At 69.1% G+C, this 21,478-nt stretch carries 20 protein-coding genes and 2 pseudogenes; 12 read left to right on the top strand and 10 right to left on the bottom strand.

The window, feature by feature from the left end:
• Positions 1–18 precede the first annotated feature (18 nt).
• From AB5J50_RS43410 to AB5J50_RS43400, 3 genes are read right to left on the bottom strand one after another with little or no spacing between them, the layout of a single operon-like run.
• Positions 19–573 (bottom strand): carboxymuconolactone decarboxylase family protein, encoded by a 555-nt coding sequence (locus tag AB5J50_RS43410; RefSeq protein ID WP_369264082.1) that lies wholly within the window; start codon positions 571–573, stop codon positions 19–21.
• Complete coding sequence (locus AB5J50_RS43405; RefSeq protein ID WP_369264081.1) at positions 570–1,244, bottom strand: CoA transferase subunit B; 675 nt, start codon at positions 1,242–1,244, stop codon at positions 570–572. The genes AB5J50_RS43410 and AB5J50_RS43405 overlap by 4 nt, the downstream gene beginning before the upstream one ends.
• Positions 1,241–2,071, bottom strand: coding sequence for a CoA transferase subunit A (locus tag AB5J50_RS43400; protein ID WP_369264080.1), 831 nt, complete (start codon positions 2,069–2,071; stop codon positions 1,241–1,243). Before AB5J50_RS43400 ends, AB5J50_RS43405 begins: the two co-directional genes overlap by 4 nt.
• Positions 2,072–2,145: 74 nt before the next feature.
• Here AB5J50_RS43400 and AB5J50_RS43395 point away from each other — a divergent pair, with 74 nt between their 5' ends.
• From AB5J50_RS43395 to AB5J50_RS43375, 5 genes are all read left to right on the top strand, one after another.
• Complete coding sequence (locus AB5J50_RS43395; RefSeq protein ID WP_369264079.1) at positions 2,146–3,282, top strand: 3-hydroxyacyl-CoA dehydrogenase NAD-binding domain-containing protein; 1,137 nt, start codon at positions 2,146–2,148, stop codon at positions 3,280–3,282.
• Positions 3,279–4,739 carry an aldehyde dehydrogenase family protein gene (locus tag AB5J50_RS43390; RefSeq protein ID WP_369264078.1) on the top strand — a complete coding sequence of 487 codons (1,461 nt, stop codon included), beginning with the start codon at positions 3,279–3,281 and terminating at the stop codon, positions 4,737–4,739. The genes AB5J50_RS43395 and AB5J50_RS43390 overlap by 4 nt, the downstream gene beginning before the upstream one ends.
• Complete coding sequence (locus AB5J50_RS43385; RefSeq protein ID WP_369264077.1) at positions 4,736–5,218, top strand: nuclear transport factor 2 family protein; 483 nt, start codon at positions 4,736–4,738, stop codon at positions 5,216–5,218. Before AB5J50_RS43390 ends, AB5J50_RS43385 begins: the two co-directional genes overlap by 4 nt.
• Positions 5,215–5,994 carry an enoyl-CoA hydratase/isomerase family protein gene (locus AB5J50_RS43380; protein ID WP_369264076.1) on the top strand — a complete coding sequence of 260 codons (780 nt, stop codon included), beginning with the start codon at positions 5,215–5,217 and terminating at the stop codon, positions 5,992–5,994. Before AB5J50_RS43385 ends, AB5J50_RS43380 begins: the two co-directional genes overlap by 4 nt.
• A gap of 434 nt (positions 5,995–6,428) precedes the next feature.
• Positions 6,429–7,124 (top strand): prolyl oligopeptidase family serine peptidase, encoded by a 696-nt coding sequence (locus tag AB5J50_RS43375; protein ID WP_369264075.1) that lies wholly within the window; start codon positions 6,429–6,431, stop codon positions 7,122–7,124.
• A gap of 346 nt (positions 7,125–7,470) precedes the next feature.
• Here AB5J50_RS43375 and AB5J50_RS43370 read toward each other — a convergent pair.
• Positions 7,471–7,623 (bottom strand): annotated as a pseudogene (locus tag AB5J50_RS43370) (IS481 family transposase); the annotation flags it as partial.
• 178 nt (positions 7,624–7,801) lie between these two features.
• Entirely contained in the window at positions 7,802–8,824 is a 1,023-nt protein-coding gene (locus tag AB5J50_RS43365) for a hypothetical protein (RefSeq protein WP_369264074.1), read from the bottom strand.
• A 995-nt stretch (positions 8,825–9,819) separates the two neighbouring features.
• Between AB5J50_RS43365 and AB5J50_RS43360 the strand changes: the two genes are divergently transcribed.
• From AB5J50_RS43360 to AB5J50_RS43350, 3 genes are read left to right on the top strand one after another with little or no spacing between them, the layout of a single operon-like run.
• Positions 9,820–10,884 (top strand): Rieske 2Fe-2S domain-containing protein, encoded by a 1,065-nt coding sequence (locus tag AB5J50_RS43360; RefSeq protein ID WP_369264073.1) that lies wholly within the window; start codon positions 9,820–9,822, stop codon positions 10,882–10,884.
• A complete protein-coding gene (locus AB5J50_RS43355; protein WP_327433522.1) occupies positions 10,881–11,051 on the top strand; it encodes a hypothetical protein in 171 nt (56 codons plus the stop codon). Before AB5J50_RS43360 ends, AB5J50_RS43355 begins: the two co-directional genes overlap by 4 nt.
• Positions 11,048–11,983: a 2Fe-2S iron-sulfur cluster-binding protein gene (locus AB5J50_RS43350; RefSeq protein ID WP_369264072.1), complete on the top strand. Its 936-nt coding sequence runs from the start codon at positions 11,048–11,050 to the stop codon at positions 11,981–11,983. Before AB5J50_RS43355 ends, AB5J50_RS43350 begins: the two co-directional genes overlap by 4 nt.
• Here AB5J50_RS43350 and AB5J50_RS43345 read toward each other — a convergent pair.
• Positions 11,934–12,209, bottom strand: a pseudogene (locus AB5J50_RS43345) (IclR family transcriptional regulator C-terminal domain-containing protein); the annotation flags it as partial. The gene AB5J50_RS43350 and the pseudogene AB5J50_RS43345 overlap by 50 nt on opposite strands.
• Positions 12,210–12,418: 209 nt before the next feature.
• Between AB5J50_RS43345 and AB5J50_RS43340 the strand changes: the two are divergent.
• From AB5J50_RS43340 to AB5J50_RS43325, 4 genes are read left to right on the top strand one after another with little or no spacing between them, the layout of a single operon-like run.
• Complete coding sequence (locus AB5J50_RS43340; protein ID WP_369264071.1) at positions 12,419–13,390, top strand: ABC transporter substrate-binding protein; 972 nt, start codon at positions 12,419–12,421, stop codon at positions 13,388–13,390.
• Positions 13,387–14,160, top strand: coding sequence for an ABC transporter permease (locus AB5J50_RS43335; RefSeq protein WP_369264070.1), 774 nt, complete (start codon positions 13,387–13,389; stop codon positions 14,158–14,160). Before AB5J50_RS43340 ends, AB5J50_RS43335 begins: the two co-directional genes overlap by 4 nt.
• On the top strand, positions 14,157–14,936 hold the full coding sequence (locus AB5J50_RS43330; protein ID WP_369264069.1) for an ABC transporter permease: 780 nt from the start codon (positions 14,157–14,159) through the stop codon (positions 14,934–14,936). Before AB5J50_RS43335 ends, AB5J50_RS43330 begins: the two co-directional genes overlap by 4 nt.
• Positions 14,937–14,956: 20 nt before the next feature.
• Positions 14,957–15,775: an ABC transporter ATP-binding protein gene (locus AB5J50_RS43325; protein WP_369264068.1), complete on the top strand. Its 819-nt coding sequence runs from the start codon at positions 14,957–14,959 to the stop codon at positions 15,773–15,775.
• Here AB5J50_RS43325 and AB5J50_RS43320 read toward each other — a convergent pair.
• The 4 genes from AB5J50_RS43320 to AB5J50_RS43305 all read right to left on the bottom strand — a co-directional run bounded on the left by AB5J50_RS43320 (position 15,744) and on the right by AB5J50_RS43305 (position 21,478).
• Positions 15,744–17,894 carry a discoidin domain-containing protein gene (locus AB5J50_RS43320; protein ID WP_369265671.1) on the bottom strand — a complete coding sequence of 717 codons (2,151 nt, stop codon included), beginning with the start codon at positions 17,892–17,894 and terminating at the stop codon, positions 15,744–15,746. The two genes, AB5J50_RS43325 and AB5J50_RS43320, sit on opposite strands and share 32 nt — an antisense overlap.
• Before the next feature lie 120 nt (positions 17,895–18,014).
• Positions 18,015–19,607: a glycoside hydrolase family 13 protein gene (locus AB5J50_RS43315; protein ID WP_369264067.1), complete on the bottom strand. Its 1,593-nt coding sequence runs from the start codon at positions 19,605–19,607 to the stop codon at positions 18,015–18,017.
• Positions 19,608–19,637: 30 nt separating this feature from the next.
• Complete coding sequence (locus tag AB5J50_RS43310) at positions 19,638–20,513, bottom strand: carbohydrate ABC transporter permease (RefSeq protein WP_369264066.1); 876 nt, start codon at positions 20,511–20,513, stop codon at positions 19,638–19,640.
• On the bottom strand, positions 20,510–21,478 hold the full coding sequence (locus AB5J50_RS43305; protein ID WP_327433514.1) for a sugar ABC transporter permease: 969 nt from the start codon (positions 21,476–21,478) through the stop codon (positions 20,510–20,512). The genes AB5J50_RS43310 and AB5J50_RS43305 overlap by 4 nt, the downstream gene beginning before the upstream one ends.

Raw genomic sequence — 21,478 nt, 5'->3', positions numbered from 1 at the left:
TCCGCTGCCAACCGCCGGTCACTCTATGTCACGCGGCAGGGCGGGCAGCCCCTCGGGCGCCCGCAGGCCGAGCGCGTTCGTCAGACAGGCCACCTTGAGGTACTGGGTGACGACCAGCAGGAGTTCGACGATCTCCTGCGGAGCGTACGTGCGCGCCAAGCCGATCCACAGCTCGTCCGAGACGGTGCAGCCGTCGTGGATCTCGTCGGCCAGTCGGATCACCAGCGCGTCCCGGACGGGCCACAGGTCCTGGACGCCCGGCGCCGCCGTCGCCCGTACTTCGTCCACGCCCAGCCCGGCCTGTTCGGCGAACATCTCCACGTGCACCGCCCACTCCGCCTCCGCCCCTGCCCGGGCGCACACACGCAGGACGGCGATCTCGCGGGTGCGGGGAGGGAGCGCGGTGCCCTGCAGACAGGCGGCCGTCGCCCGGCGCAAGTCGTCGAGCGCGGCACGGCTGTGGGCGAGGGCCTGGAAGATGGGCAGCGGGCGGCCGTCCGGGAGTCGATAGGGCTCCAGGAGGCGTCGGGTTTCCTCGTCGGCCGGTGCGGGGCCGGGAAGGCGGCCGGTCATCGCATGCCCACTTCTCCGAGGTCCATCTCCGTGACGTCGTCCAGGACTTCGATGGAGCAGGCCGTGTTCGCCCGCACGTCCGCCGCGCTCACACCGGGGGCCGTCTCGCGCAGCACGAGTCCGTCGTTGCTGACGTCGAGCACGGCCAGGTCCGTGATCACTCGGTGCACGACGCGGGTTCCGGTGAGCGGGAGCGTGCAGCGGTCCAGGATCTTCGGCTCCCCCTTGCGCGTGACATGCTCCATGGCGACGATCACCCGCCGGGCGCCGTGCACCAGGTCCATGGCACCACCCATGCCCTTGATCATCTTTCCGGGAATCGCCCAGCTCGCCAGGTCGCCATGGGCCGACACCTGCATGGCGCCGAGTACGGCGACGTCCACGTGGCCGCCACGGATCATGGCGAAGGAGATGGCAGAGTCGAAGAAGGAGGCGCCCGGCAGCACGGTCACGGTCTCCTTCCCCGCGTTGATCAGGTCCGGGTCGGCCTCGCCCGGCAGCGGGTAGTCACCGGTACCGAGGATCCCGTTCTCGCTGTGCAGCCGGACCCGCACGCCCGGCGGAAGCAACCCGGGGATCAGCGTGGGCAGGCCGATGCCCAGGTTCACGTACTGACCCGAACTCAGCTCCTGGGCGGCTCGGGCGGCGATCTGCTCGCGGGTCAGGCTCATCGGGTCGTCTCCTCGTGCTGCGTGCCGGCTCGGCGTTCGGTCAGTTTCTCGATGCGCTTCTCGGCGCCCGGACCCTCGGGGTCGATCGGCACGACGCGCTGGACGAAGATGCCCGGCAGCTGGATCTCGTCGGGGTCGAGGTCGCCCGGCTCGTAGAGTTCCTCAACCTCGGCGACGGTCACACGTCCCGCCATCGCGCACAGTGGGTTGAAGTTGCGGGCGGCTTGACGGAAGACGAGATTGCCGTCCGTGTCGCCCTTCCAGGCGCGTACGAGGCCGAAGTCGGCTCTGACGGCGCGCTCCAGGACGTACTCGCGTCCGTCGAAGACCTCGGTGCGGCGCGGGGGCGAGGCTACCGAGACGGAACCGTCGGGGGCGTAGCGCCATGGCAGGCCGCCCTCGGCGATCTGGGTGCCGACGCCGGCGGGGGTGAAGAACGCGGGGATGCCCGAGCCGCCGGCGCGCAGTCGTTCCGCGAGGGTGCCCTGCGGGATGAGTTCCACCTCCAGCTCGCCGGAGAGGTAGCGGCGGGCGAAGTCCTTGTTGTCGCCGACGTAGGAGGCGGTGACGCGGTCGATCTGGCCGGCCTCCAGCAAGATGCCGAGGCCCCAGCCATCGATGCCGCAGTTGTTCGACACGACGTGCAGGCCGCGCGGCCGCGCCGTGTGGAGGGCGTCGATCAGCAGGCTCGGTATGCCGCAGGAGCCGAAGCCGCCGACCGCGAGCGTGACGCCGTCGCGGATGTCGGCGACGGCCTGGCCCGGGTCGCTGACGACCTTGCTCAGGGACGCGGACTCCGCGGTATCGGGGTGGAGATGTGCCGCCATGGCCCGTCCTTTCGGTTCTGTTGACACCGTGGCGCGGTCACTTTACGTTATCTACCGTCCGGAAGGTAGATAGCATGAGTCAAGACATGAAATCCGGCGAGCCGGCCAACGAGGCCGCCTTGTCCCTGTTCAGCGGGCTGCTGCGGGACGCGGTCGCCCTGGCCGGCTCCGGGCTGGCCTCCCCCGCTGACATCGATACCGCCATGCGGCTGGGTGCCGGGCACCCGGTCGGACCGCTCACCCTGCTCCGGCACCTGGATCCGGCCGTACGGGCCGCTGCCGGGCTGCCCGAGCCACCCGAAGCGGTCGTCGAGCCCGACCGCAGCGAGCAGGAGACGGCCGCCGAAGTCTGGGAACACCCGGTGGGCGTCGCCGGCACGGGCACCATGGCGTCCGGCATCGCCGAGGCACTGGTGCGCGCCGATGTGCCCGCCATCGTCCTGGGCCGCACGCGGGCGTCGGCCGAACGCCTTCACGACGCGGTCGCCACGAGTCTGGGAAAGGCTGTCGCCAGAGGCCGCCTCACCGATGATCTACATCAACGCGCGCTGGCCCACCTGCACTTGACGACCGACCCGGGCGACCTGGCCGACTGCGGTCATGTCATCGAGGCCGTCGCCGAGGACCTCGCCGTCAAGCAGGAACTGCTCAGGCTCCTGGACGACGCGCTGCCGGTGGACACCGTCCTTGCCACCAACACCTCCTCCCTCACGGTCGCCGAGATCCGTGCCGGGCTCCCGGCCTGGCGCACCGTGATCGCGCTGCACTTCTTCAACCCCGCCAAGGCGATGAAGCTGGTCGAGGTCACCGGCCCCGACGAGGACGTGGTGAACGCGGCCTGCGCCTGGGTCCGAAGGATCGGCAAGGTGCCGGTGCGCTGCGGCGACGAACGCGGTTTCGTCGTCAACCGCCTGCTCATCCCCTACCTGAACGACGCCGTACGCGCCCTCGACGCCGGAGCGTTCACGGCCATCGAGACCGACGCGCTGATGTGTGAGGCGTTCGGGCACCCGATGGGCCCCTTCGAGCTGATCGATCTGATCGGCACCGATGTCACCGCCGCCGCCCAGTCGATGCTCCACCAGGCATCGGGCGACGCGCGCCTCAAGCCCGCCGACGGCCTGCTCTCCCTCGTCGCCGAGGGACGGTTCGGCCGCAAGAGCGGCGCCGGCTTCCACGACCACTCCTCCCCCACCCGGAGCACGACATGAGCGAGTACCCCTCCCCCGACCCCGCCCTGACCGAGCGCAACGCCCTCTACATCGACGGCGATTGGCGCTACTCCGCCTCCGACGCGACCGACACGGTGATCAACGTCGCCGACGGTTCCGAGCTGGGCTTCGTACCGCGCGGCAGCGCCGAGGATGTCGACGCGGCGGTGATCGCCGCACGGGCCGCCTCCGACGCCTGGGCCACGAGCAGCGTCGCCGAGCGTGTCGAGGCGCTGCGTGCACTGAGCGCGGGGCTCGCCGAGCGGCAGGACTCGATCGCCCGCCTGATCAGCCTCGAGGTCGGCACACCGCTCAAGATCTCCCGGATCGTCCAGGTCGGGCTGCCGTCAGCGGTGCTGAGCGCCTTCGCGGACACGCTCACCTCGTACGAGTGGGAGCACGAAGTCGGAAACTCCCTCGTCGTGCGTGAGCCGGCCGGTGTCGTCGGCGCGATCACGCCCTGGAACTACCCGTTGCACCAGCTCGTCGCGAAGGTCGGCGGCGCGGTCGCGGCTGGGTGCTCGGTGGTGGCCAAGCCCGCCGGCGTCGCCCCGCTCGCCGCGTTCGCCTTCGCCGACGTCTTCGCCGAGGTGGCGGACCGGCTCGGCCTGCCCTCCGGGCTGTTCAACCTGGTGTCCGGCCCCGGCTCCGAGGTGGGCGAGGCGATCGCCGGGCACCCCGGCGTCGACGTCGTCTCCTTCACCGGGTCGACGGAAGCCGGAGCGAAGGTCATGCGTTCCGCGGCCGCGAACATCACCCGCGTCTCCCTCGAACTGGGCGGCAAGTCCGCCAATGTGATCCTGCCCGACGCCGACCTGGGCCGCGCCGTGAAGACGGGCGTGAACAACGCCTTCCTCAACTCCGGCCAGACCTGCTCCGCCTGGACCCGCATGCTGGTCCCGCGCGACAAGCAGGACGAGGCAGTCGACCTCGCCCGTGCCGCCGCCGCTCGACTCACCCTCGGCCACCCACTCGACCCAGCCACCCGCCTCGGCCCGCTGGCCTCCGCCCAGCAGCAGGTGACCGTCCGCGACTACATCCGCCTCGGCGAGAGCGAGGGCGCCAAACTCGTCCTCGGCGGTGCCGCCGCCCCGGACGGACTCGACAAGGGCTTCTACGTACAGCCGACGATTTTCGCCGGGGTCGACAACACCTCCCGTCTCGCGCAGGAGGAGATCTTCGGCCCGGTCCTCGTCATCGTCCCCTTCGACAGCGAGGACGAGGCCGTGTCCATCGCCAACGACAGCCCGTACGGCCTGGCCGGCGGCGTGTGGAGCGCCGACGAGGAGCGCGCGCTGACCGTGGCCCGCCGCATCCGTACCGGGCAGGTCGACATCAACGGGGCTGCCTTCAACCCGGCCGCACCCTTCGGCGGCTACAAGAAGTCCGGCCTGGGGCGGGAGTTCGGCACACACGGCATCGACGAGTTCACCGAGACGAAGGCGATCCAGCGATGACCGCGGGCGCACACCTGAAGACGATCAGCCGTTACTACGACGGCTGCAGCACCGGCGATGTCGAGTTGATGCGCGAGACGCTGGCCGAGGACGTCGTGCACTACTTCCTCGCTCCCAACCCCGGCTCCGCGCCGGTGCGCGGCGGTGAACACCTGGCCCGCTACTGGCGCAAGGTGCACCGCCTCATCGACGCGGTCTGGGTCATCGACCACATCCTCGACGGCGACGGTGAGGCGGTCATCGAGTGGACGATGTACTGGACTCCTCAAGACACCGAACGGCGGGTCGCCACCCGCGGGGCGGAGTGGTTCACCTTCGGCCCCGACGGCCGGATCACCGAGATCCGCTCCTACTACCGGCAGCACGCGGACGGGGACACCGAGTTGGACGCCTTCCCGTATGTCGACCGCGGCTACTCCGGTCACGGTACGGAGAACAGCAATCTGCACACCCCTCCCGTCGAGGAGGCCCGTGCATGAACACGGTGACCACTGCCCGCAAGGGCCCGGTCGAATGGATCACCCTGGACCGCCCGGACCGGCTCAACGCCCTGGACGAGCCCACTCGCCGCTCCCTCCTGGCCGCCCTGCGCCGGGCCGACGAGGATCCGGACGTGCGCTGCGTCGTCCTGACCGGCTCCGGGCGCGCCTTCTGTGTCGGCCAGGATCTGTCCGCGCGGCACGAACTCGTCGACGCGGGCGCGACCGTACGGGACACCTACAACCCGCTGGTCACCGCGATCACGGGGATGGACACACCGGTGATCGCGGCGGTCAATGGCCTCGCTGTCGGAGCGGGTATGGGCCTGGCCCTGGTCTGCGATCTGGTGGTGGCCGCGGACACCGCGAGCTTCGCCTGCGCATTCGGGAAGGTGGGGCTGGTCCCCGACACAGGCGTCTCGAGTGTCCTGGTACGTGCGCTCGGTCACATCCGCGCCTTCGAACTGGCCACCACCGGCCGCTCGTTGAGCGCGCGGGAAGTTCATGGTCTCGGCCTCATCAACACGGTCGTCCCGGCCGAAGGTCTCGAAGCCGAGGCCCAGGCCCGCGCCGACGCCCTGGCGGCCGGTCCCGCCCGTGCCTTCGCCCTCACCAAGCGCGTCTTCCGCCTCGCCGCCCAGGCCCCCATCGCCGAGGTGGTGGCCGCCGAAGCCGACGGCCAGGGCATCGCGGCCCGCAGCCCGGAACACGCCGAGGGCATGGCCGCTTTCACGGAGAAGCGAGCTCCGCGCTTCGCTGACGCGCGTCACCCCTGAGCCGGGGCTGAAGCGCTCTCCCGTCGTGAAGGGGAGACCTCAACGAACCGCCCCTTCACGACGGATCGAAAACTTCGACAGCACAGAGCCGGCAGCAGCAGGCTCACAAGCCCGATCCCGCTGTCCGTGCCGCCTCACAGGGCTACCTCGCCGATCGCATCAACGCACGCCCCCGACGGCTCCGTATGATCAACTCCGGCATCGTGTAAATCAACGACTGGTCCGTGGCCGCCGAGCCGCAGGTGCCGTGTGGTGGCACCGAGGGCCTCGGCCTACGGCCGGTCCGGCGGACGGTGGTGCCTCGAGGCGTTCTCCAACACTCGTTGGGTGACCATCGCGACCCAGCAGGCCCATTGCCCGTTCTGACCAACCGCCGACGACGTGTCAGAGCGCCACCGCTGGCCGGGCCGCGTCGATCCTCGCCGCGCCCGCGCATGGCCTTGCCGTTGCGTCAAAACGTCCCCGGAGCATGGCTGGCGTGGCCGCCGGGTATGCCTCGACTTCCGCACTCAGGGCGAGGACGTCACCCGAAGCGTGATCGGACCTGCCCACGGGCCCGGCCCGAAAAGGACCGACCGGATCACCCAAGGGTTCGACGCCGACGGCGACGTCATACGAGGGCCGTCGGCGCGCCGCGCGAACACGCCAGGCGCGGCTTCGACGCCGGCCGGATCGTCCTGTGGGGTTCGTCCGCCGGGGCGCATCTCTCGGCCTTGCTGGCCCTGAAGCCCGGCATGAGCAACATCGTGGGGGTGATCGACTGGTTCGGCCCCGCGGACCTCCTCGCTCTCGGCTCGCAGTCCGATCCGCACAACGAAGCCGCCGAAGACTCGTGCGAGGCCCGGCTGTTGGGCGCTCGACCCGCTGCCGTCCCAGAGATGGCCCGGGCGGCCAGCCCGATCAACCATGTGCACGGTGCGTCCCCGCCCTTCCTCATCGCGCACGGTACGGCCGACCGCCACGTTCCCTTCCAGCAGAGCGCAGACCTGGCACACGCCCTCGAAAAGGCAGGCGCCACCGTGCGGTTCGACTCGGTCGAGGGCGCCGACCACATGTGGGCCAACGTTGCCGACCCCGAGCCCCTGTTCCGCACGGCCCTGCGGTTCGCCGCCGAAGTGACCGGCCTGTAGGCGCGTGCGGATGACACACTCAGAGGCGCCCGCCTTCTGGGCCAAGCACCCCTGGTTCGGTCCGGCAAGCCAACGAGGCGGCACCGTACACAGTGCATCGGGTGGGGCGGCGGTTCGCTCGAACAACAGGACTCGGCCAGGCGCGCACCCGCCACCGTCCCCATGGATGTACGCGCGTCCGGCCGGGCCTGATGGCCCGTCAGCCGCTCACTGACGGGCGCCCTCGATGGCGGGCCACGACGTACGCCGATCGCCGCGATCGTGCCGAGCCCGCGCACGGAACGGCCGGCGCCGTCGAGCTGTACGGCATCATCGCCCACCAGGACATCCACCCGTCTGCGGTCAGGATCAGCTTGCCTGGGCGGTCACGTTCGCAGCAACGGACTACGGTGCCGGTGGGCCCGTCGAGCCACGCGAGCCGGTTGAGGTCGTGGCGGGTCAGGATCCGGGGCACAGTCTAGGCGGGCAGGCCCAGCACCGGACCGATCTACCCCGGCCCGCCCGGGCGCGAGTGGTATCTGCCCTGAACGTGGACGAGTTCGTGCGTGTCACAGTCATCTGCCCGTACTTCGGTGACGCGCCATCGGACTGGTCTGCCCACCTCCGGCATGCGGCCGGTAGGGGAGCCACCCAGGCGAGGTCGACCAGCAGGCGCGATAGCACCTGCGTCGACGGCGTCAGAATCGTGCGTCCCTGACACCCCACGGCGGCATTGCACCCGGCAGCGAAGCGCTTACAGGCAGCGGCAAGTTGGTCACGACGAACTGGTTCAAGATGTCGTCGCGATCCATGAACATGATCTGGCTTCGCTTCGCCGCGTCCAAAGCGTTGCCCAGCCAGTTGCGGGCAGCCTTGGTGATCTCCCCGCCAGCCACGATAAATGCATGGTCGACGAGGACACGTCGGTTGGTCTCGGGGTCAAAGATCTCGTGCGCCAGCATCATCAGCGCCTGATTATGGATCTCAGCGATGTTGGCATTGCCCGCCCTGGACCTTCCAGTCGCATCCAGCTTGCCGCGCTTCACCTGGATGCCGAAGTACAGAAAGTGCTGGGTCGGCAGGGTGTAGCGCATCCAGATGTCCTTGCCATACTCCAGCGCCTTGTCCCGGTGCCCGGCCACGGTGATCCGGTGAAACCCCAGTTGTCGGAACAACGGCAGCAGCACCTCTTCGATGAGCGCGTCCTCACTACATGTGTCCAAGAACGCAGCAAGGGCCGCACGTCTCCGCGTCTCGGCCAGGCTCAGAGGACGATGCGGACTCTTGGCCAATGCTGAGACGGTGTTCGTTCCGATGTGCCGTAGGTAGCAGTGCTGATCCTCCCCGTAGAAGGCTTCAAACCCCTCGCGGGACAGCACGTTGTTCAGCAAGCGCAAGGCATTGGGGCGCTCGCGCCCCTCGTTGAGAGCGTCCGCCGGACTCATCAGGTGGTCGATCACCCTGGAGAATGACTCCGGTGGATGCGCAAGCCCCTCGTGCGGCTCCGCCAGCAGCTGCTCCAGCACATCCGCGACCCAACGATGACGCGTCGAACCGTCATGTTCCCAGTCCATGTCGAGTTCCCCGAAGAACTCTGTGATGTACGTGCTCGACCGGTACGGGAAGTACCGAGGCTCGGCATCGCCCTGAGGAATGTCCGCACCGAGGTTCCCGCAAATGAGGTCGCCGAGCATCTCCAGCGTTCTCCTTCTGAACTTCACGACGCCCTCCCCCGGACCGCCCGCGTACCTGCGGCGCGCGAACTATTCTGCCCCGCGGTGGCAGATCATCCGGCACGTACGATCAAGTCGCACGGCTGCGCGAAAGATCAATGCCGGGACGCGACCACCTCGTAGAGCCCAGGACCACGAAGCCCATGGGCCGTGAGCAGTCGAGCATCCAGACCTCGCCGAAACGGCGCTGCGCGATGCAAAACCGAAGCCACACCACTGTCGTCAGCCGACGAGGCCTCCTCGCCTCCCACCAACAGGGGCAACGCGCCTGGGCCACAGGGATCTGACCTGCGCGTATCTCCCCGACGTGGACCACCTGGACCGCACAGGACTGGATCTACGCCCTGTGCCATGTCGCACCGGGGACGCTCCCCGCGCCGATGCCCGACACCCGGATCCCGCCTCGCAAGATCCGGACCAGGCGCGGCCCAACTCTGCTTCTCACCAAGACATTTCATTCATTTTTGCAGGTCAGAAGTACACGTGGACGTGTACCACCAGCAGACCAAGAATCTGCTCGCGTACATCCTTCAGGACCACACGCTCAGCAATTGCTCTCACGCCGCCTGACACCACGCCACCTCAACGTACTCCTGACCTGCAACTACGCGCTGGAGAGGCGAAAGTTTGGCAAGTTCGACCCGGATTCGACCCCAGGACCTATCAACGCGGAAGTGATCATGCCTGATCTGCAGTGATGCAACTTCTGCCGGTGTACCGACAGTTTGCGGCGCAACAATCGATAGAAAATGCTCAAACTTCCTATACATCGAAAAGCGGAAGCACCAAGCTGACGCAAACCACCGGCGGAAACGCTCAGCGATGTCGCCGGCTCAGCGCACCCCTGATTTCACTCCCGCAGACGATCCCCCGCCCTGATCAGGCAGTCTTCCCAGTCCCTTCCGTGAGGCGGAAGAGGTCTTGCGGTGCCGCGACGCCCTTCCGGACGATGTCGCCATCGCCCAACGACGGGAGCCGCAGCCATGCCGCACATGACCGCCTTCGCCAGGAACCAGTGGTACGTAGCCGCCTACACGCACGAGGTGGGTCGCGAGCTGCTCGGCCGGACCATCCTCGGTGAGCCGCTCGTCTTCTACCGTGCCGAGGAGGACGGGACGGCCGTCGCCCTGTCCGACCGTTGTGTGCACCGCCGCTTCCCCCTCTCGGAGAGCCGGCTCGACGGCGACAGGATCGTGTGCGGGTATCACGGGTTCACGTATGACACGACGGGTGCCTGCGTGTACGTGCCCGGGCAGAAGCGCATTCCGCGCACGGCCCGGGTCGCCTCGTACCCGGTCGTCGAGCAGGACTCGTTCGTCTGGGTGTGGATAGGCGACCCGGCGCTCGCCGACCCGCTCACCATCCCGCGCGCCCGGCACATGGACTCCCCGGACTGGACCACGGTCTGCGGCATGGAACCCATCGACGCCGACTACGGGCTGCTCGTCGACAACCTCCTCGACCTCTCCCACGAGACCTATCTGCACGGCGGCTACATCGGCACCCCCGAGGTCGCCGAGACACCGATCTCCACCGAGGTCGACGAGGGCGCGGGGATCGTGCGGGTCAGCCGGCACATGGCCGACGCCGAGTGTCCGCCGTTCTACGCCCGCTCGACCGGCATCGAGGGCCGCATCACGCGCTGGCAGGACATCGAGTACCACGCACCGTGTCTGTACCTGCTGCACAGCCGGATCGCGCCGGTCGGCGTGCTGCCCGAGGCGGACGGCAGCGACCCGAACGCCTTCCACACCGAGATCACGTACGCCATCACGCCGTCCGCCGACGGCAAGGTGTACGACTTCTGGGCGGTCTCCCGGGACTTCGCCCGCGACGACGACGAAGTCACCACGTTCCTGCGGGACTTCAACCACACGGTCGTGATGCAGGACGTGGACGCGCTCAACCTGCTGCAGAAGACGCTCGGTTCGGAGCGGGCCGGGTACCAGGAGCTGAGCATCAACATCGACACCGGTGGTCTCGCCGCCCGCCGTATCCTCGCCCGGCTGGTCGAGGAGGGCGACAAGCCGATGGAGAAGGTCCAGTGACCAGCCGCACCGGCGAGATCTACCGCGTCGACTGGCTCCCCGGCACGGACGTCCTGCACGGCACCTGCCACTGCGGCGCCGAGCACACAGCCCAGGACCCGATCGAGATGTGGGAGTGGATGCTCGCCCACCCCGACGGACACGCACCACGAGGAAACGGGTCATGACCTTGTACGAAGCCGAACTCGTCGTCGAGCGACGGGAGTCCGTGGCCGACGGCGTGCTCGCGCTCACCCTGCGCCACCCGCTGGGCGAGGAACTCCCCTGCTGGGAACCGGGCGCCCACATCGACGTCGTCCTCGGGCCGGACCTGGAGCGGCAGTACTCGCTGTGCGGTGATCCGGCGGACCGGCGGGCGTGGCGCGTCGCGGTACTCCGGGAGCCCGACGGGCGCGGCGGATCGGCTTACGTCCATGGGCAGTTGGGGCAGGGCGACAAGGTGCGCGTCCGAGGGCCGCGCAACCACTTCGCCCTCAAGCCCGCCCCGCGGTACCGGTTCGTCGCGGGCGGTATCGGCATCACCCCGATCCTGCCGATGCTGGCCGCCGCGGAGGAGGCCGGCGCCGAGTGGACGCTGCTGTACGGCGGGCGGACACGTGAATCCATGGCGTTCACCGAGGAATTGGGCCGGTACGGGGACAGGGTGCGGATCGCTCCGCAGGACGAGACGGGGCTGCTGGACCTGGCTTCCGTGCTCGACGGGGTCCCCGAGGGCACCCTCGTCTACTGCTGCGGCCCCGGGGCGCTCCTCGACGCGGTGGAGGAACGCTGCCCCGCCGGGGTGCTGCACGTCGAGCGCTTCCAGCCGAAGTCTCAAGAGGCGGGGGGGAACACCGAGTTCGAGGTGGTCCTGGACCGCTCGGGGCAGACGCTGACCGTTCCGTCGGACGCCTCCGTCCTCGACACCGTGCGGGCCGCCGGTGTCGAGGTGCTCTTCTCCTGCACCGAGGGCACCTGCGGGACCTGCGAGACCGACGTACTCGAAGGGACCCCGGACCACCGGGACTCGGTACTCACGGAGGAGGAGCGGGAGGCCGGTGAGACCATGCTCATCTGTGTCTCGCGGTGTCTCGGGAAGCGGCTCGTGCTCGACCTGTGAGCCGCAGGTCCTGAAGGTCCGCCTCGACGCGGGCCACGGTCGCCGGCGGGTGGGGCGGCAGATCGCGGCATAAGGAGTCCACGGAGTTGCGGCTCGCGCGTACCGGGATGTTCACCGCCGCCACCACCTCGCCGCCCCGGTCCCGCACCGGGGCGGCGACCGAGCGCAGCCCCTCCTCCAGTTCCTGGTCGACGATGGCGTAGCCCGCGCGCGCGGACTGCCTCAGGCATCGTCGCCTCCCGCTGGGCTGCCGATGGACTCCCGATGGGCACAACCCGCTCTCGGCACACGTCAAGAGCGCACTTCGATAACTGTCAACAATATTGTTAGCCAAAGCCATTGACCCCCGCCGTACGGGGGTTCTACCTTCCGCTGAGCACCATGTGCGGTGTGCGCACAACCTGTCGGAACACTGAAGTCTGCACAGGAGGAGCCATGCGTCGTCTGCTCGCCGGTCTCGCGGTCGGAGCCTTCCTGGTCGCCACCTCGGCCTGCGGTTCGTCCGACGGCGGTGGCGCCTCGGACAAGAACTCGTCGTCCGGCGGTATCACCACTGTCAAGGTGGGGGTCATCCCCATCGTCGATGTCGCCCCCCTCTATCTCGGCCAGAAAGAGGGCTTCTACAGCAAGCGCGGCCTGAAACTGTCCATGACGACCGCACAGGGCGGCGCAGCCATCGTGCCGGGTGTCGTCAGCGGCCAGTTCCAGTTCGGCTTCTCCAACGTGACCTCGCTGATGCTCGCCCAGTCCCAGAACGTACAGGTGAAGGCCATCGCCAACGGCGTCGCCTCAACCGGCGTCTCGGGCAAGGACTTCGGGGCCGTGGTGGTCAAGAAGGGCAGTTCCCTCAAGTCGGCGAAGGATCTGGAGGGCAAGAAGGTCGCGGTCAACACGCTCAAGAACATCAACGAGACCGCGGTGCGCGAGTCGGTGCGCAAGGCGGGCGGCGACCCGGACAAGGTGAAGTTCGTCGAGCTCGCCTTCGACCAGATGCCCGCCGCACTCGACAAGGGCCAGATCGACGCGGCCATGGCCGTCGAACCCGCGCTCACCACCATGCTGGGCCAGGGGGCCACCCAGATCGCCTGGCCGCTGGTCGACGCCGCGCCGGACCTCACCGTCGCCATGTACTTCACGTCGACGTCGTACGCGTCGAAGAACCCGGACGTGGTCAAGAAGTTCCAGGAGGCCACCGCCGAGTCCCTGGCCTACGCCGACGCCCACCCGGACGAGGTCCGCCAGATCGTCTCCACCTACACGCAGGTCCCGTCGACGGTTCTGGCCAAGGTGATTCTGCCGAAGTGGCCGGCCGAGGCGAACCGTTCCTCGATCGAGGCGCTGGAGAAGCTGAGCGAGACGGACGGCCTCTTCAAGACGGCCCCCGACCTGGACAAGCTGCTCCCGTGAAAGGACTGAACACCGCACTCGGTGCGGCCGGGCTCGCGGCCTTCCTCGCCCTCGGCGAGGTCGTGCCGCGCGTCGGCATCGTCAAGGAGGCGTACTTCCCGCCGACCAGCCGTATCGCGTCCGCGTTCTGGGACGAGATCACGGACGGCGCGTTCTGGTCGGCGCTCGGCGACACGCTCACCGGCTGGGCCCTGGGCCTGGCGATCGCGGTCGGCGCGGGCATCGTCGTGGGTGTGCTGGTCTCCGTCGTCCCGTATCTGCGCGAGGCGACGGCCTCGACGATCGAGTTCCTGCGCCCGATCCCGTCGGTCGCCCTCATCCCGCTGGCGGTCCTGCTGTACGGCACCGAACTCCGCTCGGTCCTCCTTCTCGTCGTGTACGCCTCCTTCTGGCAGATCCTGATCCAGGTCCTGTACGGCGTCCAGGACGTCGACCCGGTCGCCGAGGAGACGGCACGGTCGTACGGCCTCGGCACCTGGGCGCGGGTCCGGCACGTACTGTGGCCGACCGCGCTGCCGTACGTCATGACGGGGGTGCGGCTGGCCGCGTCCGTCGCGCTGATCCTCGCCATCACCGCCGAACTGGTCATCGGGGCACCGGGGTTGGGCGCGCGGATCGCCGTCGCGCAGACCTCGCAGGCGGTGCCCGAGATGTACGCCCTGATCGTGGTGACCGGTCTGCTGGGGCTGCTCATCAACGTGGGCGCGCGTACGGTGGAACGGCGGGCGCTGGCCTGGCACCAGTCGGTGCGCGGGGAGGTGGCGGTGTGAGGCGGGCTCTGATCCGGCTGCTGTTCGTGGTCGCGCTGCCGGCCGTGCTGCTCGCCGTCTGGTGGCTGGCGTCGGACGGCAGCACCAATCCATTCTGGCCACCGCTGCGGACGATCCTCAAGACCTTCCCGGACGTCTGGACCGCCGACCGGCTGAAGACCGATGTGCTGCCCAGCGTCCTGCGGCTGACGGCGGGTTACGCCACGGCGGCCGTCGTCGGGGTCGCGCTCGGCACCGTGATCGGCTCGTACCGGCGGGTGCGGGCGGTGTGCGAGCCGGTCCTTGAGTTCCTGCGGGCCGTGCCGCCGCCGGTGCTGGTTCCGGTCATCATGCTGTTCGCGGGCATCGGCGACACGATGAAGATCGTGGTCATCGCGAGCGGCTGTGTGTGGCCCGTCCTGCTCAACACGGTCGAAGGCGTGCGCGCGGTCGACCCGGTGATGACGGAGACGGCCCGCTCGTACGGCATCACGGGGGTCGCACGGCTGCGGAGCCTGGTGCTGCGCTCGGCGAGCCCGCAGATCTTCGCGGGACTGCGCCAGGCACTGTCCATCGGGATCATCCTGATGGTCATCAGCGAGATGTTCGCGGCCAGCGACGGACTGGGCTTCACCATCGTCCAGTTCCAGCGCGGTTTCGCGATCCCCGACATGTGGACCGGCATCCTCGTCCTCGGGCTGCTGGGCTTCCTGCTCTCCGTCGTCTTCCAAGTGGTCGAGCGGCGGGTGCTCGGCTGGTACCACGGTCTGCGCGCCGCCACCCGCCGGTCCCCGTGAACATCGTGAAAGGGCGGTCCATGCTCGACGTACGAGGCCTGAACAAGGTCTACGAGGGTTCCGGACGCCGGGTGGAGGCGGTGCGGGACCTCACCTTCACCGTCGAAGCCGGCGAACTCGTCTGTCTCGTCGGCCCGTCGGGCTGCGGCAAGACGACCCTGCTGAAGTGCATGGGCGGACTGCTCACACCGACGGCCGGCGAAGTACTGCTGGCGGGGCGCAAGGTGAGCGGACCGCCGCCCGGGATGGCGTTCGTGTTCCAGGAGTACGGGCGCAGCCTCTTCCCCTGGATGCGGGTCGGCGCGAACGTCGAACTGCCGCTGAAACAGAAGAACTTGAGCAAGGCACGGCGGCGCGAGCTGGTCGCCGACGCGCTGGAGTCGGTCGGGCTCACGGATGCCGCCGGGGCGTATCCGTGGCAGCTGTCCGGCGGTATGCAGCAGCGGGTCGCGATCGCCCGCGCACTGGCGTACGAGCCCGATGTCCTGCTGATGGACGAGCCGTTCGCGGCGGTCGACGCGCAGACCCGTGCCGATCTGGAAGATCTCGTACGGGGCCTGTGGCGGCAGCGCGGGATCACGATCCTGTTCGTGACGCACGACATCGACGAGGCCGTGTACCTGGGCGAGCGGGTCGTCGTCCTGTCCGCCTCCCCGACCGTCGTGCAGGAGCAGCTGAAGGTCGATCTGCCGGACGATCGGGACCAGTTGCACACCCGGGTGGCCCCGCGCTTCGCCGAGCTGCGGACCCATGTGTACGAGCAGATCCAGGCGGCGAAGCGCGGGACTCTCCCGGTTCAGGGCCGGCTCATGAAGTCAGATACGCCTCCACCTCACTGAACTGGCCTGCGGGCCAGCCCGTGTTGGCGGTGACGTCGAGCCTCAGATAGCGCAGGCTCGTGCTGCTCGGCAGGGTCACGGTGACCGTGTTGCCGGTCGCCGGGTCGAAGCGGTAGCCCTGGGAGGCGACCACCGTCGAGTACGCCGAGCCGTCCGAGCTGCCCAGCACGGACAGGGTCTGCGTGCGCGCACCCCAGGCCGAGGAGGGCGGCAGCTTCAGCACGAGCCGGCGTACGGCCAGGGTCGAGCCCAGGTCGACCGTCCAGGCCTGCGGGAAGGCGTTGTTGGTGGACTCCCAGTAGGTGTTGGCGTCGCCGTCGACCGCCTTGCCGGGCGTGTAGACGTCCTGCGAGCCGGTGGCGGAGGCCGGGCGGCCCTTGGCGAGGTTGCGGGCCGGGTCGGGGTCCGGGTTTCCGGCGCCGGGCTGCGGCCAGGTCGAGCAGTCGGCCCAGGTGGTGTCCCAGCCGGAGTTGCCGCCGCCGTTGGTGAGGGTGAAGGTGCCCGAGCCGGTCGGATACGGGCAGTTGTAGATGCCCGCCGAACCGACCCCGGTGGCCTGGACGTTGCTGAACTTGGCAGCGCCCTGCGACTCGGCCTGGACGACGACCGTGCCGGCCTTGTTGACCGTGGCGCCGTCGACCGTGATGTTCTTGGTCGCGTATCCGTGGCCGCCGCCCGACACGAACTCGAAGGCGCTGTACGGGCTGTCCGTGATCGTCGTCCCCGTGATGTCGACGGTCGCCTCGATGGCGCTGTCGTACGAGTCGACGCGCAACGCGCCCATCGGATGGTTCCAGTTGGGGTTCATCGCGCCCGCGCGGACGAGGGTGTTCCCGGAGACGGTGATGGTCCCGGCGAGCGGGGAGAAGGGGTCGAGGAACTTCTGGTTGGAGATCGCGATGCCGCTGCCGAGGGCGTTGGTGTCGGAGACCAGGTTGTTCTTGACCGCGATGTCGGTGCCGCCGTAGATCGCGATGCCGTTGGCCAGGTTCGGCTGGGTGATGGTGTTGTTCTCGAAGCTGCTGTTGGTGTCGGGCGAGTAGAGCGACCACATGGCGAGCGCGTCGTCGCCGTTGTTGCGCAGGAAGTTGTTCCGCACGCGGACACCGCGGGCGTTGCCGTTGAGGTTGAGGCCGTCGGCGGTGGTGTCGAGGATGCGGTTGTTCTCGACGACGAGGTTGTCGTTGTTGCCGGTCAGCCACAGTCCGACCTTGAGGTGCTGGAGCCACATTCCGGAGACCGAACTCCCCGGTCCCAGCGATCCGTTGACGAAGTTGTCCGGGTTGGAGTCGACGCGCTCGGTGACCTCCCCGATGACCGCGAAGTCCTTGAGGTGGACGCCGCCGGACGAGCTGGTCTGGTCGATGAAGCGCGAGGTGTGCACGACGGAGTACCAGCTGCCGGCGCCTTGGAGGGTGACGTTCTGGACGCCGTTCAGTGAGGAGGTGACGCGGTAGTCGCCCGGCGGGATCCACACCACTCCCCCTTGTGCGGCGGAGATCGCGTCGCGGAAGGCCTGCGTGGAGTCGCCCTGGCCGCTGGGGTCGGCTCCCTTGTCGGTGACGGACACCGACCCGGCGGGCCGGGCGGCGGCACCGGCGACCTGCTCGAAGTCGGCGACATCGACGGTGACTTGGGTGGAGGTGGCCTGGAAGGCGACCTTGTCGCCCGCCTGCACACTCTGGCCGAGCAGCAGCCGGGCGTTGTCGAAGAGGTGATGGGTCTTGGCTCCGGCGATCCAGGAGGTGTCGACATACGAGTACTTGGAGGTCACGGCAAGCGTCTTGGCGAGCCTGGTGCCGTTGACGTAGACGTCGAGCGTGCCCGACTGGCCGTCGGGGACGCTGTACGACACGTTCACCGCGTTGGCCGCGCGCGGCACGGTGAACTCGACGCGCTGGCCGGCGGCCAGCCGTACGGCTTGCCGCCCGGAGGCCTCCGAGGCGAGGGTGCCCTGGGTGTAGTCGGGGCCGATCTTCGTGCCCGTGGAGGTGGCGGACTCGGCCTCGACCGAGGTGAAGGGCAGGTCGGCGCCCGCGGCCGTCACGGCGGAGTGGGCGGGGGCGGCGCCGAGCATCCCGGCGGCGAGGGCGACGGCGGCAGCGCAGGCGAGTGGCATGCGCCGGGTGGACGGCCGGGTGAGCCCGGCGAGTGGCATGCGCCTGACAGATCTGGTGCTGTGCATGTGCTGATCCCTTCGTGGTGGGGGTGCGGGGATAGCGGTTGCGGTGCGGCGGTCTCAGGCGCGCAGCCAGACCGCCGTGTCCTGCGGGAGCAGCCCGTCGGCGTCCAACGGGCCACTGCTGAGCAGAAGTCGGGTGTGTTCCGGGAGTCCGGCCGGACGGTCGGCGAGATTGACGGCACAGAGCAGACCGTCCGTGCGGCTGAAGGCGAGGACGCCGTCCGGTGCGGGCAGCCAGGTGAGCGGACCGTCGCCGAAGCCCGGTTCGGTACGGCGGATGCGGAGCGCCGCACGGTAGAGGCTGAGCATCGAGTGGGGGTCCTCTGCCTGGCGGTCGGCCGCGTACGCGGGCCAGTCGGCGGGCTGGGGAAGCCAGGGCTCGCCGCCGAATCCGGCGTACGGGGCGTCGGCGGCCCACGGCAGCGGGACCCGGCACCCGTCGCGGCCCGGGTCCGTGCCGCCGGAGCGGAAGTGCATCGGGTCCTGGATGCTCCGGAGTGGCAACTCCACCTCGGGCAGGCCGAGTTCCTCGCCTTGATAGACATAGACGGAACCGGGCAGCGCGAGCGAGAGCAGGGCGGCGGCGCGCGCCCGCCGGGTGCCGAGGGCGAGGTCGGTCGGGGTGCCGAAGGCCTTGGCGGCGAAGTCGAAGCCGGTGTCCGTGCGGCCGTAGCGGGTGACGGTGCGGGTCACGTCGTGGTTGCACAGCACCCAGGTGGCGGGCGCACCCACCGGAGCGTGCTCGGCGAGGGTCTCGTCGATCGACGTACGCAGTCGCCGCGCGTCCCAAGGGCAGGACAGGAAGGAGAAGTTGAAGGCGGTGTGCAGTTCGTCGGGGCGCAGATAGCGGGCGAAGCGTTCGGTGTCCGGGAGCCAGACCTCGCCGACGAAGATGCCGTCGTAGGCGTCGGCGACCGCGCGCCATGAGCGGTAGATGTCGTGGAGTTCGTCGCGGTCGACATACGGGTGCGGGTCGCGGCCCTCGGCGAAGTCCGGCAGGTCCGGGTCCTTGGCGAGCAGCGCGGCCGAGTCGATGCGGACGCCCGCGACGCCCCGCTCGAACCAGAAGCGCAGGACGTCCTCGTGTTCCTGCCCGACTGCCGGGTGCGCCCAGTTGAGGTCGGGCTGCTCGGGGGTGAAGAGGTGGAGGTACCAGTCGCCGTCGGGGAGCCGGGTCCAGACCGGTTCGGCGGAGCCCGCGAACTGGGACGGCCAGTCGTTGGGCGGGAGTTCGCCGTGTTCGCCGCGTCCGGGGCGGAAGTGGAAGAGCTCGCGCTCGGGGCCTCCGGCCAAGGCGGCCTGGAACCAGGGGTGTTGTTCGGAGACATGGTTCGGCACGATGTCGACGAGGGTGCGGATGCCCAGCTCCCGGGCCTCGGCGATGAGTTTCTCCGCCTCGGCGAGCGTCCCGAAGGCCGGGTCGATCGCGCGGTAGTCGGCGACGTCGTAGCCGCCGTCGGCCATGGGCGAGAGGTACCAGGGGTTGAACCACAGGGCGTCCACGCCGAGTTCGGCGAGGTACGGGAGTCTGGCGCGGACGCCCGCGAGGTCGCCGGTGCCGTCGCCGTCGCCGTCCGCGAAGCTGCGGACGTACACCTGGTAGATGACGGCGGAGCGCCACCAGTTCTGGGCATGGGTGGGCTGTCCCACGGTTCCTGCCTTTCTGTTGCGGGGCCGGCGTCAGCCCTTGGTGCTGCCCGTGCTGATCCCGGCGATGATGTGCCGCTGGAACACCAGGAACATCACGACCATGGGGATGCTCGCGATCACCATCGCGGCGATGAGCACGGTCAGCGGGATGTTCTGGGACAGCTGGACGAGTGCCACACTGATGGGCTGCTTGTCGGTGTCGGAGAAGACCATCAGCGGCCAGAGGAAGTCCTGCCAGACGGCGACCAGGGCGAAGATCGACACGACTCCCAGGACGGGCCGGGACATCGGCAGCACGATCGACCACAAGGTGCGCAGCCGTCCGGCGCCGTCGATCTCGGCGGCCTCCAGGACATCGCGGGGGATCTGGTCGAAGAACCGCTTGAGCAGATAGAGGTTGAAGGCGTTGGCCACGGCGGGCAGCCAGATGCCGAGCGGGTCGTTGAGCAGACTGGTGTGGATCAGCGGCAGATCGGCGACGGTCAGGTACTTGGGTACGACCAGGGCCTGGGCCGGGACCATCAGCGTGGCGAGGATGCCGCCGAGGATCACCTTGCCGAAGGCGGGCTTCAGCTTGGAGAGGGCGTACGCGGCTGCCGTGCAGAACACGAGTTGCAGCAGCCAGGCTCCGGTGGCCTGCACCACGGTGTTCCACAAGTGGGTGGGCAGGTCCATCAGGTCCCACGCGTCGGTGTAGCCGCCGAGGCTCCAGTGCTGGGGAACCAGCGTCGGGGGTGTGCGGGCGACCTCGTCCGGCGACTTCATGGCGCCGGTCACCATCCAGTAGACGGGGAAGAGGAAGGCGAGCGCGAAGAGCAGGACGACGCCCGCGAAGACGGTCCAGTAGAGGGCCTTGCCACGGGGGCTGGCTAGGGCCAGCGGCGAGACCAGGGTGCGCGTGCTCATACGTCCTCCCCTGCCGATCGGGTCAGCCGCAGATAGACCGCCGAGAACGCGCTGAGCAGGACGAGCAGCATGACGCTCAAGGCACACGCCCCTCCGAAGTCGTTGTAGAGGAAGGCGTACTTGTAGATCAGGTAGAGGACCGTCACGGTCGCGTTCTCGGGTCCGCCGCCCGTGATCACGAACGGCTCCGTGAACACCTGCATGGTGGCGATGATCTGAAGGAGCATCAGCATGAGGATGATGAACCGGGTCTGCGGGATCGTCACATGGCGGATGCGCTGCCAGATGTTCGCGCCGTCCAGCTCGGCCGCCTCGTACAGCTCGCCGGGAATGCTCTGCAGGGCGGCCAGGTAGATGAGGACGGTGCCGCCGAGATTGGCCCAGGTGGCGACGACGACCAGCGAGACGAGGGCGGTGTCGGCGCCGTTGGACCAGTTCGAGGTGGGCAGGTGCAGGAAGCGCAGCGCCTCGTTGGCGAGGCCCGCTCCGGGGTCGTAGAACCACTTCCACAGCAGGGCGCTGACCACCGGCGGGATCATCACCGGCAGATAGACCACGACCCTGAAGAAGGCTTTGGCGTGCCGGAGTTCATTGAGCACCAGCGCCATCACGAAGGGGACGGCGAAGCCGATGAGCAGGGCGAGGAGCGTGAAGGTGAGGGTGTTGCGCCAGGCGGCGGTGAACTCCGGGTCGTGGAAGACGCGGGTGAAGTTGGCGGTGCCGGCCCACTCGGCGCCGGAGCCGGGCGTGTACTTCTGGAAGGCGATCACGACCGCGCGGATCGCCGGGTACCAGGAGAACAGCGCGAAGCAGAGCAGGCCGCCGGTCAGGAAGGCGTAGGCGCGGGACTGGTCGGCCAGGCGCCGGCGCCACGGACCCCCGGTCCGGCGCCCGGCCGACCGCGGCACCTCCGGCGCGCCGAGGGCGGCCGGAGGGAGCGCTACGGGCTTCGATGCGGTCTTCAT

The organism is Streptomyces sp. R35 (assembly GCF_041053035.1).
Lineage (GTDB): Bacteria > Actinomycetota > Actinomycetes > Streptomycetales > Streptomycetaceae > Streptomyces > Streptomyces lutosisoli.
This window is presented reverse-complemented; position numbering and strand designations above follow the sequence as displayed.